The 12,808-nt window shown below is 74.1% G+C and carries 9 protein-coding genes; 5 read left to right on the top strand and 4 right to left on the bottom strand.

What is annotated here, in order from left to right; translation table 11 throughout:
• Positions 1 to 172 precede the first annotated feature (172 nt).
• Positions 173 to 1,405, bottom strand: a complete 1,233-nt coding sequence (locus BJY14_RS13080; protein WP_376770001.1) for a PP2C family protein-serine/threonine phosphatase — start codon at positions 1,403 to 1,405, stop codon at positions 173 to 175.
• A 303-nt stretch (positions 1,406 to 1,708) separates the two neighbouring features.
• Between BJY14_RS13080 and BJY14_RS13075 the strand changes: the two genes are divergently transcribed.
• On the top strand, positions 1,709 to 3,463 hold the full coding sequence (locus BJY14_RS13075) for an ABC transporter transmembrane domain-containing protein (protein ID WP_312879186.1): 1,755 nt from the start codon (positions 1,709 to 1,711) through the stop codon (positions 3,461 to 3,463).
• Positions 3,460 to 5,184 (top strand): ABC transporter ATP-binding protein, encoded by a 1,725-nt coding sequence (locus BJY14_RS13070; RefSeq protein ID WP_179843863.1) that lies wholly within the window; start codon positions 3,460 to 3,462, stop codon positions 5,182 to 5,184. The genes BJY14_RS13075 and BJY14_RS13070 overlap by 4 nt, the downstream gene beginning before the upstream one ends.
• Positions 5,185 to 5,199: 15 nt before the next feature.
• On the opposite strand, the gene BJY14_RS13065 is transcribed toward BJY14_RS13070, so the two are convergent.
• A complete protein-coding gene (locus BJY14_RS13065) occupies positions 5,200 to 7,284 on the bottom strand; it encodes a S9 family peptidase (protein ID WP_179843862.1) in 2,085 nt (694 codons plus the stop codon).
• Positions 7,285 to 7,455: 171 nt separating this feature from the next.
• On the opposite strand from BJY14_RS13065, the gene BJY14_RS13060 reads away from it, so the two are divergent.
• From BJY14_RS13060 to BJY14_RS13050, 3 genes are all read left to right on the top strand, one after another.
• Positions 7,456 to 8,916: a serine/threonine-protein kinase gene (locus tag BJY14_RS13060; RefSeq protein ID WP_179843861.1), complete on the top strand. Its 1,461-nt coding sequence runs from the start codon at positions 7,456 to 7,458 to the stop codon at positions 8,914 to 8,916.
• 84 nt (positions 8,917 to 9,000) lie between these two features.
• On the top strand, positions 9,001 to 9,900 hold the full coding sequence (gene mshB / locus BJY14_RS13055; RefSeq protein WP_179843860.1) for an N-acetyl-1-D-myo-inositol-2-amino-2-deoxy-alpha-D-glucopyranoside deacetylase: 900 nt from the start codon (positions 9,001 to 9,003) through the stop codon (positions 9,898 to 9,900).
• A gap of 23 nt (positions 9,901 to 9,923) precedes the next feature.
• Positions 9,924 to 10,511: a DUF6113 family protein gene (locus tag BJY14_RS13050; RefSeq protein WP_179843859.1), complete on the top strand. Its 588-nt coding sequence runs from the start codon at positions 9,924 to 9,926 to the stop codon at positions 10,509 to 10,511.
• A gap of 7 nt (positions 10,512 to 10,518) precedes the next feature.
• Here the strand turns inward: BJY14_RS13050 and BJY14_RS13045 are convergent, their stop codons facing one another.
• Both BJY14_RS13045 and BJY14_RS13040 read right to left on the bottom strand, forming a co-directional pair.
• Positions 10,519 to 12,132, bottom strand: a complete 1,614-nt coding sequence (locus BJY14_RS13045) for a DHA2 family efflux MFS transporter permease subunit (RefSeq protein WP_179843858.1) — start codon at positions 12,130 to 12,132, stop codon at positions 10,519 to 10,521.
• Positions 12,132 to 12,758: a PadR family transcriptional regulator gene (locus tag BJY14_RS13040; protein ID WP_179843857.1), complete on the bottom strand. Its 627-nt coding sequence runs from the start codon at positions 12,756 to 12,758 to the stop codon at positions 12,132 to 12,134. Before BJY14_RS13040 ends, BJY14_RS13045 begins: the two co-directional genes overlap by 1 nt.
• Positions 12,759 to 12,808: the final 50 nt, after the last annotated feature.

Genomic DNA, 12,808 nt, shown 5'->3' with positions numbered 1-12,808 from the left:
TCGTTCCAAGTCATGAGCGCACTTGTGGCGATAGCCGCAGGCTATGAACACATGCTGGGCGCGGCTTGTGTCCGTTCCGTGACACCACCGTGGGTGAGGGACTTCACAGGGGGTGCGGGAACTCTGCCTGGGAGTGACCCAGAAGACATTGACGGAGGTCAGGGGCCTGTGTTCAGCGCCCGGGACCGTCCGGCCCGGCCTGCCGCGACAGCAGCAGGACGGCGAGGTCGTCGGTCAGGGCGTCGCCGTTGAGGCGCTCCACCTCGGTCACCAGGGCGTCGATCAGCGACCGTCCGGCCGCGCCCCGGGCGCGGGCGGTGCGGGCCAGGCCGACCAGGCCGTCGGTGCCGAGCCGGTCCGAGCCCTCGCCGACCCGGCCCTCGATCAGGCCGTCGGTGTAGAGCATCAGGCCCCAGGACTCGCCGAGGTCGATCTCGGTGGTCGGCCACTCGGCGCCGGGCACCAGGCCGAGCGCCGGGCCGTGCGCGTAGTCGGGCAGCGCCGCGACCTCGCCGCCCGCGCCCGGCGCCCCGCGGAACAGCAGCGGCGCGGGGTGCCCGGCGAGGTGCATCCGGGCGGTCCGCCGGGACGGCGCGATCGTGACCATGCAGAGGGTGGTGAAGATCTCCTCGCTGCGCCGCTCGTGCCCGAGGACGGTGTCGAGGGTGCCGAGCAGCTGCTCGCCGGTGTGCCCGGCGAGGACGAGCGTCCGCCACGCCATGCGGAGCTGGACGCCGAGGGCCGCCTCGTCGGGGCCGTGCCCGCAGACGTCCCCGATCATCAGGTGGACGGCGCCGCCCTCGGTCTGCACGGTGTCGTAGAAGTCGCCGCCGAGCAGCGCGCGCCGGCGGCCGGGCCGGTAGCGGGTGTGGTGCCGCAGCGTCGGGTCCTCGATCAGCGGGACCGGCAGCAGGCCGCGCTCCAGCCGGGCGTTCTCGCGGCCGAGGATGCGGGCCTCGACGAGCCGCCGCTCGGTCTCCTCCGAGCGCTTGCGCTCTATGGCATAGCGGATCGCGCGGGCCAGCAGCGGCCCGTCGACCTCCTGCTTGACCAGGTAGTCCTCGGCGCCCGCGGCGACCGCCTGCACGCCGAGGCGGCCGTCCTCCAGGCCGGTCAGCACCACGACGGCGGCCGGACCGGACAGCGCGAGCACCCGCCGCAGCCCCTCCAGCCGGTCGATGCCGGGCGTGGACAGATCGACGATGATGCACTGCGTGCGCCGCGTCAGCATGCGCCTCGCGGCGTCCAGGTCGTGGGCGACCGTGATCCCCGCGTCCAGGCCGCTGTCGGCGAGCATCTTCTCCACCATGAGCACGTCGGTGGGGTCGTCGTCGATGAGGAGCAGCTCGATCCTGTCCTCGGTACCTGGCATGAGGGGATGCGTCTGGTGACTGATGGTGCTCACAGGGCTTCCGGAATGTCGGGCTGGCGACGGCACTGGCAACGACTGTGTCGTCCCGCTCGTCCCTGCGGCCGCAGGGAGCGGTACGGGCCGCGCCGGGGCGGCGGCTCGGGCTCGGCCGCCACGTGTCCCGGCTCGTGGAGCGGAGGAAGCGTCGCTCCGTACGGTGACGACCTTAGCGTGTCCCCACGTCCGGGCGCACCCCCTGCGCCCGCCTTTGTCGGCGTTTCCGGACGGACCGAAACTCGTTTCCGCTGCTGAAAAACCATTCGTGCACAGAGGGTTCCGCTGCATAACCTTCGTCGGGTGAAGTCGTTGCCGGTGAAAGATCCTGGCGGCCCCGACCACGCTGCGCGAGGGCGAGCGACGTACCTCGACCCCTGGAGCGCCGCCCGCGGAGACGGCGGATCCCCCGCCCGCTACCTGCTGTCGCTGCTGCGCGTCCAGTGGCGCAGCGTGACCGCGGGCGCCCTCTTCGGCGTGGCCTGGATGCTCAGCCAGGCGCTGATGCCCGCCGCGCTCGGCCGCGCCATCGGCGACGGCGTCGCGGCGCGGGACGAGGGCGCCCTCGTGACGTGGGCCGCCGTCCTGCTCGGCCTCGGCGCCGCGCAGGCCGTGACGGGCGTGCTCCGGCACCGGTTCGCCGCGTTCAACTGGCTCTCCGCCGCGTACCGGACCGTCCAGCTCGTCACCCGGCAGGCCACCCGTCTCGGCTCGACGCTGCCGAAGCGGCTCAGCGCCGGCGAGGTGGTGAGCGTCGGGCTCTCCGACGTGTCGCACATCGGCGACACCGTCGACATCATCGCGCGCGGCTCGGGCGCCGTGGTCGCGATCGTCGTCGTGGCCGGCATCCTGCTGTCGACGTCGCCGCCGCTCGGCCTGATCGTGCTGGTCGGCGTCCCGCTGATCCTGGTGGCCGCGGCGCCGCTGCTGCGCCCCTACCGCGAGCGGGAGCAGGCGCACCGCGAGCTGGTCGGCGAGCTGGCCACGCACGCCACCGACCTGGTCGCGGGGCTGCGGGTGCTGCGCGGCATCGGCGGCGAGGCGCTGTTCTCCGGCCGCTACCGCGCGGAGTCGCAGCGGGTGCGCGCGGCCGGGGTGGCGGTGGCGCGGGCCGAGACGCGGATGAACGGCGCCGAGGTGCTGCTGCCCGGCCTGCTGATCGCGCTGGTCACCTGGGCCGGCGCCCGGTTCGCCGCGCGGGGGCAGATCGGCGTCGGCGAGCTGGTCGCCTTCTACGGGTACGCGGTGTTCCTGATCGTCCCGCTGAAGACCCTCGGCGAGGCCGCGGGCAAGATCACCAAGGGGCTGGTGGCGGCGGGCCGGGTCACCGCGCTGCTGCGGCTCGACCCGGAGCTGCCCGCCACCGGGACGGCCCGCCCGGCGGCGGACGCCGAGCTGGTCGACATCGCCTCGGGGCTGGTCGTGCGGCCGGGCCGGTTCACCGCGATCGCCGCCGCCGACCCGCGCGACGCGCAGGCCGTCGCCGACCGCCTCGGCCGGTACGAGGACGGCGAGGTCGACTTCGGCGGCGTCCCGCTGCGCGCGGTCGAGGACGTCCGCGGGCGGATCCTGGTCGCGGTCAACGAGGACCGGCTGTTCTCCGGCCCGCTGGCCGAGTCCCTCGCGCCGGGCGCCGGCGAGCCCGCGCTGCGGGCGGCGATCCACGCCGCCTGCGCCGAGGACGTCGTCGACTCGGTCGGGCTCGACGCGCACGTGGCCGAGGCCGGACGGGAGTTCTCCGGCGGCCAGCAGCAGCGCCTCCGCCTGGCGAGGGCGCTCGCCGCCGACCCCGACGTCCTCGTCCTCGTGGAGCCGACCAGCGCGGTGGACGCGCACACCGAGGCGCGCATCGCCGAAAGGCTCGGCGAAGCGCGCGCGGGCCGCACCACCGTGGTGTGCACGACGAGCCCGCTGATGCTGGACCGTGCGGACCGCGTCGCCTTCGTGTGCGACGGCCTGGTCGTCGCGGAGGGGACGCACCGGGAACTGCTGGACGCCGAGCCCCGCTACGCGGCGACCGTCACCAGGGGCGAGGCAGCGGAAAGGGCGGGAACGTGAGCGCACAGATCCTGCCGGTCGCGACGCCCGCGCAGGTGCGGGCCTACGCGCGCCGGCTCGTCCTGCGGCACCCGCGCGACCTCGCCGGAGTGCTGGCCCTGCACGCGCTGGCCGCCCTGACCGGGCTCGTCACGCCGCGGCTGCTCGGCTCGCTCGTGGAGGGCGTCCGCGACGGCAGCGCCGACATCGACACCACCGGCCTGGCCATCGCCGGGTTCGTGATCGTCCAGGGCGTGCTGGTCCGGTACGCCTACCTGACGTCGGCGAAGCTGGGCGAGCGGGTGCTGGCCGAACTCCGCGAGGAGTTCGTCGACCGCGTCATGGCGCTGCCGCTGTCCACGGTCGAGCGCGCGGGCACCGGCGACCTGGTCACCCGGGCCTCCCGCGACGTCGACACGCTGAGCACCTCCGTCCGGTACGCGATGCCGGAGACCCTCGTCGCCGTCGTCGTCGGCGGGTTCACCGTCGCCGCGCTGATGCTGAACGGCCCGCTCGTCGCGCTGCCCGCCCTGGTCGCGGTGCCGATGCTGGTCGCGGTGATGCGCTGGTACCTGCCCCGCGCCCACAAGGGCTACCTGCGCGAGAACGCGTCGTGGGCGCGCATCGCCGACGGGCTGACCGAGACCGTCCAGGGCGCCCGGACCGTGGAGGCCCTGGGCCTCGCCGGGCGCCGGCACGAGCGCGGCGACGCCGACATCGCGGCGTCCTACACGATCGAGCGGTACACGCTGCGGCTGCGCACGGTGCTGTTCCCGGTGATGGAGATGAGCTTCGTCCTGCCGGTCGTGTCGACGCTGCTTGTCGGCGGCCTGCTCTACATCAACGGCATGGCGACCCTCGCGCAGGTGACCGCCGCGACCCTCTACGCCCAGCAGCTCATCGAGCCGGTGGACACGCTCATGCAGTGGCTCGACGAGCTGCAGCTCGGCGGCGCCTCCCTGGCCCGGCTGCTCGGCGTCGGCAACGTCCCGCCCGACCGCACGCCGAACGGGGACCGGCCCACCGGCGAGCAGATCTCGGCGCGCGACGTCCACTACTCCTACCGCCGCGGCCACGACGTCCTGCACGGCGTCGACCTCGACCTGCGGCCGGGCGAGCGCCTGGCGATGGTCGGGCCCAGCGGCGCGGGCAAGTCGACGCTCGGCCGCCTGCTCGCCGGGGTCGACGGGCCGCGCGCGGGCGAGGTCACCGTGGGCGCGGGCGGCGGCGTCCCCCTGGTCGGGCTGCCCCTGGACGACCTGCGCGGCCACGTCGCGCTGGTCACCCAGGAGCACCACGTGTTCCGCGGCACCCTCCGCCAGAACCTCGTGATGGCCCGCGAGGGCGCCTCCGACGACGACGTCCGCCAGGTCCTGGCCGCCGTCGACTGGGACGGCCCCGACCTCGACACCGTCGTCGGCTCGGGCGGCGAGACCCTGTCGCCCGCCCAGGCCCAGCAGCTCGCCCTGGCCCGGCTCGTCCTCGCCGACCCGCACACGCTCGTCCTGGACGAGGCGACGTCCCTGCTCGACCCGCGCGCCGCCCGCCGCCTCGAACGCTCGCTCGCCGCCGTCCTGGACGGCCGCACCGTCGTCGCCATAGCCCACCGCCTCCACACCGCCCACGACGCCGACCGCGTCGCCGTAGTCGAGAACGGCCGCATCACAGAGCTGGGCACCCACGAAGAGCTCCTGGCCACCCAAGGTTCATATGCGGCCCTATGGGCCTCCTGGAGGAGCTGAGTCGCCTTCTCGTGGCTACTGGTTCGCCAAAGACTCCTTTAGGAAGGCGACCTGGATGTGGAGGAGGTTTTCGGCGACCACCTCTTGCGGGGTCATGTGGGTGACGCCCGAGAGGGGGAGGACGGTGTGCGGGCGGCCGGCGGCCAGGAGGGCCGAGGACAGGCGCAGGGTGTGGGCGGCCACCACGTTGTCGTCCGCCAGGCCGTGGATGATCATCAGTGGCCGCTTCAGGTCGGCGGCCATGCCGAGGAGGGAGTTGTCGGCGTAGTTCTCCGGCTCCTCGTCGGGGTGGCCCAGGTACCGCTCGGTGTAGTGGGTGTCGTACAGGCGCCAGTCGGTGACCGGGGCGCCGGCGACGGCCGCGTGGAAGACGTCCGGGCGCCGCATGACGGCCAGGGCCGCGAGCCAGCCGCCGAACGACCAGCCGCGGATGCCGACGCGGTCGAGGTCGAGGGCCGCGGGGTGCTTGCGGGCCGCCTCGATCAGCGCGCTGATCTGGTCGTCCAGGACGGGCCCGACGAAGTCGCCGCGCACGGCGCGCTCCCAGGCGGGTCCGCGTCCGGGGGTGCCGCGGCCGTCCGCGATCACGACGGCGAAGCCCTGGTCGGCGAGCCACTGCGCCTCGCAGTACGAGCGCTGGACGGCGAGGACGCGCTGCGCGTGCGGCCCGCCGTAGGGGTCCATCAGGACGGGCAGGCGGCCGTGGCCCCGCTCCCAGCCGGTGGGCAGCACGACGGCGGTGCGCAGCTCGCGGTCGCCGGAGCGCAGCAGCTCCACCCGCGGCGTGATCACCGGGGTCTCGGCGAACGAGGCGACGGGGTGGACCGCGGCCGGCGTGCGCACCTCGGCCTGCGAACCGAGGCGGTCCAGCCGCGCGCCCGAGACCACGGTGACGCCCCCGGACCGGGTGCCGCCGAAGACGCCCGGCCCCTCGCTGAGCCGGGTCACCTCGCCGCCCTCGTAGGAGTAGAGGTGGACCTCGGTGGGCTCCTCCCAGGCGGTGAACAGGATCGACTCGCCGTCCACGCCGAGCACGGAGCGCAGCTGGAGGCCGCCGGGCGTGACGGGCCGTCCCGCGACGGTGAGCCGGCGGGTGTCGGTCTCGGCGTCCTCGGTGGCCCAGACGAGGTCGCCGCCGTGCGTGCGGACGGGCAGGCCGGGGATGACCTCGGTCCAGATCGGGTCGTGCTCGGTGTGCAGCAGCGCCGTCTCGCCGTTGGTCGGATCGACCCGCAGCACCCGCTGGGAGCGCTGGTCGCGGGACTGCACGACGATCAGCAGGCCGTGCCGGTCCCAGGTGGCGGTCACGAGGTAGGGGAACATGCCGCGGTCCCAGGCCACCGCGATCCGCCCGCCGTCCACCTTCAGCAGCACCAGGGACACCAGGGCGTTCGGGGTGCCGGCCGCCGGGTAGGCGATCTCGGACGGCGGCCGGTCAGGGTTGGCCGGGTCGGCGATGTGCCAGCGCTGCACCGGGGTCTCGTCCACCCGCGCGACCAGCAGGGTCCCGCCGTCGGGCGACCACCAGTGGCCGCGCATCCGGCCCATCTCCTCCGCCGCGACGAACTCGGCCAGACCGTAGGAGACCTGGCCGGACTCGGGCTCCACGAGCGCGCGGTCCTCCCCGTCCTCCAGCTCGACGACCCGCAGCGTGCGGCCCGACACGTAGGCGACGCGGCGGCCCGCCGGGTCGGGGCGCGGGTCGAAGACGGGCGGCCGGGCGGGCAGCTCCCGCACGAGCGCGGTGCCGAGGTCGACGGCGTACAGGCGCCCGCCCAGGGTGAAGACGGCCTGCCCCATGGCGCGGTCGGTCGCGTACCCGACGATGCCGCCCGCCTGCTCGCGGGCGCGCTCGCGCCGGGCCCGCTCCTCGGCGGGCAGGTCCTCCTCGCCCGGGACGTCCAGCGCGGCCGGGTCGGCGACGCACTCCTCCTCGCCGGTGGCGGTGTCCAGCGTCCACAGGCAGGTCACCGGGTCGTCCCCCGCCCGGGTGCGCAGGAAGGCGACGCGCGTCCCGTCCGGCGCGATCTGGAAGGCGCGCGGGACGCCGAGGCTGAACCGTCGCGTGCGGGCGCTCTGCCGCGGATAGCTGATGCTCATGGCAGCCGAGTCTGCCAGGACGGTCTGGAACTGCGGAGCACGGCGGCCTCCTGCCCTCTATGATCACGGGTCGTCGCGTGGTGGACGGGAATGTCCCGTGCCCGTGTCCGCGCTCGCGTAAGCTCAAAGCTTCCCCAAGCACTTTCGTCGTCGCGGGCTGAGGAGTTGTCAATGCCTGAGCTGCAGCCGGGAGACCCCCGGCGGCTCGGTTCCTACGAGATCGTCGACAGGCTCGGCGAGGGCGGCCAGGGCGTCGTCTACGGCGGGGTCGACGCCTCCGGGAACCGCGCCGCGATCAAGCTTCTGCGCGCCGACCTGGCGGGGGACACGATGGCGCGCAACCGGTTCGTCCGGGAGGCGCAGGCGGCCAAGCAGGTGGCCCGGTTCTGCACCGCGCAGGTCCTGGAGGCCGACGTCGCGGGCGACCAGCCCTACATCGCCAGCGAGTACGTGCCGGGGCCGTCGCTGTACAAGCAGGTCACCGAGACCGGCCCGATCAGCGGTGCGCCGCTGGACCGGCTCGCGATCGGCACCGCGACCGCGATGGTCGCGATCCACCAGGCCGGGATCGTGCACCGCGACTTCAAGCCGCACAACGTGATCATGGCGCCGGACGGCCCCCGAGTGATCGACTTCGGTATCGCGCGGGCCCTGGACACCGGGCAGACCAACGCGACCAAGGCGATCGGCACCCCGTCCTACATGGCGCCCGAGCAGGTGGCGGGCGCCACCCTCACCGAGGCCGTGGACGTGTGGGCCTGGGCCACCACGATCGTGTTCGCCGCGACCGGGCACCCCCCGTTCGGCGACGACACCGTCGTCGCGGTGATCAACCGGGTGATGCACGAGCCGCCGTCGCTGGACGGCGTGCCCCCCGACCTGCACCGGCTGATCGGGGCCTGCCTGGTCAAGGAACCGGAGCGGCGGCCCACCGCGCAGCAGATCATGATGGCGCTGATCGGCAGCGGCCCGGGCGGCGCCGGGCAGACCCGCATGGACGACCCGGCCCAGGCCACCACGATGCTGGCGGAGGGGTCGACGCTCGCCGCGGGCGGTCTCGCCGGCGCCGGGATGATGGCGGGCGCCACCCAGCCGGGCCGCGGCGCGCCTCACGTCGCGCCCCGCGACTACACCGGGACCCTCCCGCCGGCGGGGCCCCAGACCGGGGCCGGCCGCGCCCGGTACGACAACTGGGAGCCCGAGCGCAAGTCCAAGGCGCCGATCTTCGGCGCGGTCGCCGCGATCGCCGTGCTGGCGCTGGTCGTGGGCCTGTTCATGGCGGCCAAGGGCGGCGGCGACGGTTCCTCGAACGACCCGGCCACCCCGGTGGTCACCGACTCCGGGACGGTCTCGGAGACGCCGACGACCGAGGAGCCCGAGGCCCCCGCGCCGACCCGCACCCGGACGCACCGCAACACGCCGCCGCCCCAGACGTCCCGGCCGACGCAGGAGCAGCCGACCACCGAGACCCCGACCGACACGCCGACCACCGAGACGCCGTCGACCACGCCCTCCTCGCCGGGTGGCGGCGGTACGGGCGGCGGCGGTACCGGCGGCGGCACGGGCGGCGGCGGCAACGGTGGCGGCGGTGACGGCGGCACCGGCGCGGGCGGCACCGGCACCGGCGGCTGACCGGGGCCCGGCGACGGTCCTCCGGGATGCGCGGGGCAGGGCGGTCATCGCCGCGATGCCGGGCCCTGAGTAGGCTCGTGGACTATGAAGGAGCCGCGGATCCTGTTCGTCCACGCCCATCCGGACGACGAGTCCATCGGGACCGGGGCGAGCATGGCCAAATACGCCGCCGAGGGCGCCCACGTCTGCCTCGTCACCTGCACGTTGGGCGAGGAGGGCGAGGTCATCCCCGAAGATCTGCGCCACCTGGCCTCCGACAAGGAGGACGCCCTCGGCGAGTACCGGATCGGCGAGCTCGCCGCGGCCTGCGAGGCGCTCGGCGTCCGGGACCACCGCTTCCTCGGCGGTCCGGGTCGCTGGCGCGACTCCGGCATGATGGGCGCCCCCACGAACGACGACCCGCGCTGCTTCTGGCAGGCGGACGTCACGACCGCCGCGCGGGACCTGGTGACCGTCATCCGGGAGGTCCGCCCGCAGGTGATCGTCACCTATGACGAGCGCGGCAACTACGGCCACCCCGACCACATCCAGGCGAACCGCGTCACGTGGCGGGCGTTCGAGCTGGCCGCCGACCCCGCCCACGAGGACGGCGCCGAGCCGTGGCGGGCGGCCAAGGTCTACGCCTACGCGGCCCCGCGCACGGTCCTCGCCCGCGCGATCGCGGTGATGCGGGAGGCCCGGCTGCCGTTCGCGCGCGTCGCCGGGCTGGAGGAGCTCGGCTCCGGCGTCCCGGACGGGGAGGTCACCACGGTCGTGGACGCGCGCGCCCACCTGCCCGCCAAGCTGGCCGCGCTGCGCGCCCACCACACCCAGATCACGGTCGCGCCCGAGCAGGTCGGGCCGTTCTTCGCGCTGTCGAACAACCTGGGGCAGCAGGCGTTCGGCACCGAGTACTTCATCCTCCAGGCGGGCGAGCTCGGCCCGGTCGGCTCCGGCCGCCGCGAGCGGGACCTGTTCGCCGGTCTGGCGAGCGCGGGGGACTGACGGGCCCCGGTACGCTGGCGACCGTGGACAAGGACGACCAGGCCCGGGTGCGGCTCGCCAAGGACGGCGTCCCGGCGGACGCCGGCGCGCAAGACGCCGAGGCCCGGGCGAGCGTCGCCGAGCCCGATGCCGCCCGGCCCGCCGACGCCGAGCCCGCGTCCGAGGAGGGCGCCGGCGCGTCGGCCCTGGAGCCGGGAGACGGCGAGGGGCCCGGTGACGCGTTCGTCTCCGGAGCCGCCTACGCGGCGCTCGGCATCCTCGGCGGGGTGTTCGGCGTGGTCGGCGCGTTCGCGCAGGACTGGTCCGTCGGCCCCGTCCCGCTCGTGTCGATCGTCCTGGTCGCGCTGGTCTTCCTGATGGCGTGGGCGTCGGGGAAGGCGATGGGCGGGCGGCTCGGCGCGTTCGTCCCCGCGCTGGTCTGGGGCGTCGTGGTGTTCTTCCTGCAGCTGCGCCGCCCCGAGGGCGATCTCGTGGTCTCGGCGACGCTGCCCGGCTATCTGTTCGTCGTCGGCGGCATGGTCGCCGCGGTGGTCGGGATCATGCTGGTGCCGCCGGCCCGCCCGCCGGGCGAATGGATGCTCGGCAGGGCGGGCCGTTCCTCTCGCGGTTAGCGGCGCCTCAGCTCGCCACGGAGGCGGGCTCGGCGTCCTTGTGGACGGGCGTGCCCGCGTTGTGGCCCTTGAGGGTGAGGCACGCGGCGGCGCTGAGCAGGACGATGCCGATCGGCAGCCACATCGTCGGCTTCATCGCGTGGACGAATCCGTGCGAGAACACCTGGCCGGCGAGCTCCTGGACGCGGTGCGCGACGCTCGGCGTGACGCCGGGCGGCATCTGCTGCCGGGCCCCGCTCTGCCCCGCGCCGACCTCCAGGCCGCCCTTGGCGGCGTCCGCGAAGCTCTGCACGAAGCCGCCGCGCACGTCGGGCGGGAGGGCCGCCGAACGGGTGGCCGCCTCGTCGCGCAGCGACGACGCGAGCCGGTTCTGCAGGACGGCGCCGACGGCCGCGCTGCCGAGCACCGACCCCACCTGCCGGATCGTGTTGTTGACGCCGGACGCGGCGCCCGCGAGGCGCGGTGGGACGTTCCGGGTCGCCTCGGTGGCCATCGGCGCGAACACGCCGCCGATGCCGAACCCGGACACCACGAGCGGGGCGATGAACGCGGTCCAGTCCGTGCCGACCTGCGCGAGGATCACCATCCACGCCATGCCGACGGCATAGAGGGTCAGGCCGGCCATCAGGATGAACTTGCCGCCGATGCGGTCCGACATCCGGCCCGCGACCGGGGCGAGGAGCATCGACACCAGCGACGACGGCGCCATGACGAGGCCCGCCTTGAGGGCGCTGAAGCCGAGCACCGACTGCAGGTAGATCGTCATCGGCAGGAACAGGCCGATCATGCCGATCGAGACGGCCGCGCCGACGAGGTTGAGGATCGTGAAGTTGCGGTCCTTGAACAGCGAGAACGGCACGAGCGGCTCGCGGTCCTGGCGTCCCCGCTGGTAGACCACGAAGATCACGAACAGGGCGAGCCCGGCGGCGATCAGGCCCCAGATGCCCTCGTTCCACTGGTACTTCTGGCCCTCGGTGAGCGCGAACGTGAGGCAGAACAGCGCGGCGGAGGCCAGCAGCACGCCCGCCACGTCGAACCGGTGCCGGACGGTGCGGGTGTGGCCGGGCAGGATCGGCACGGCCATGGCCAGCACGAGGACGCCGATCGGCAGGTTCACGAAGAAGATCCACCGCCAGTCCAGGCTGGTGACCAGCAGCCCGCCGACGGTCGGCCCGGCGATGGTGGACACGCCCGCCACCGCGCCCCAGACGCCGAGCGCGGCGCCGCGCCGCTCCGGCGGGAACACGCTGATGATGATGGACATGGTCTGCGGCATCAGCAGCGCGGCGCCGAGCCCCTGCACGGCGCGGGCCGCGATCAGCTGCGCCGGGTCCTGGGAGATCCCGCACACCAGGCTGGACAGCGTGAACAGTGCGACACCGGCGATGAACAGGTTCTTCTTGCCCCACAGGTCGCCGAGGCGGCCGGCGGTGATGAGCAGCACCGCCAGCACCAGGACGTAGGCGTTGACGACCCACAGGACCTCGTCCAGCGAGGCGTCAAGCTTGTCGATCATGCTCGGGATCGCGATGTTCACGATCGTCAGGTCGAGCAGCGTCATGAAGAATCCGAGGGAGAGCGTCAGCAGGATCGCCCAGGGATTTCCGCTCCATCTCTTCATCAGGCCCCCATCTCGTCGGTGCGTCGTGGCCGAGGCCGCGGGTGGCAGATGGCCCGCGGCTCGGTGTCGTTGAAGGTGAGCCGGCCGGACTCCAGGTCCCCGACGAGCGCCCGCACGTAGTCGAGCTCGCAGCGCAGGCGCGCGATCAGCCACTCCTGGTCGATCAGCTTGTAGCGTTCGATGCCCTGCTTGCGGAGCGAGTCGTGCGCGGTCTGGTGCCCCGCGACCGCCGCCTCCAGGGCGATGGCCCGGTTGCGCAGGAGCCGGGCGACCTCGTCCTCGGGGAGCAGGTTGATGAACGCCAGGGCGGTGCCGAACAGCGGGAACTCCTCCGCGGGGCGGACGAGCAGCTCGGCGAGCCGGAACTGCGCCGCGTCGCGCCCGGCGCTGGTGACGGCGTAGACGGTGCGCTCGGGCCGGCGGCCCTCCCGGCTGGTCTCCAGCGGCTCGATCAGCCCGCCCGCGGCGAGCCGCTCCACCGAGTGGTAGAGCGACCCGTGCGTGATCTTCACGGCCTGGTCGTAGGCGTGGTCGCGGATGCGCTGCTGCATCTCGTAGGGGTGCATGGGCCCGTCGCACAGCATGCGCAGCACGGTCAGCGCGAGCGGCGTGATGGGTCGGGACATACCTGAGGCCCTTATGGTCGAACTCGATTAGTCCACGTAGACTAATCCAC

This window comes from Actinomadura luteofluorescens (assembly GCF_013409365.1).
GTDB classification, from domain to species: Bacteria; Actinomycetota; Actinomycetes; order Streptosporangiales; family Streptosporangiaceae; genus Spirillospora; species Spirillospora luteofluorescens.
Note: the sequence above shows the minus strand (reverse complement) of the source record. Positions and strands in the feature narration are given on the sequence as shown.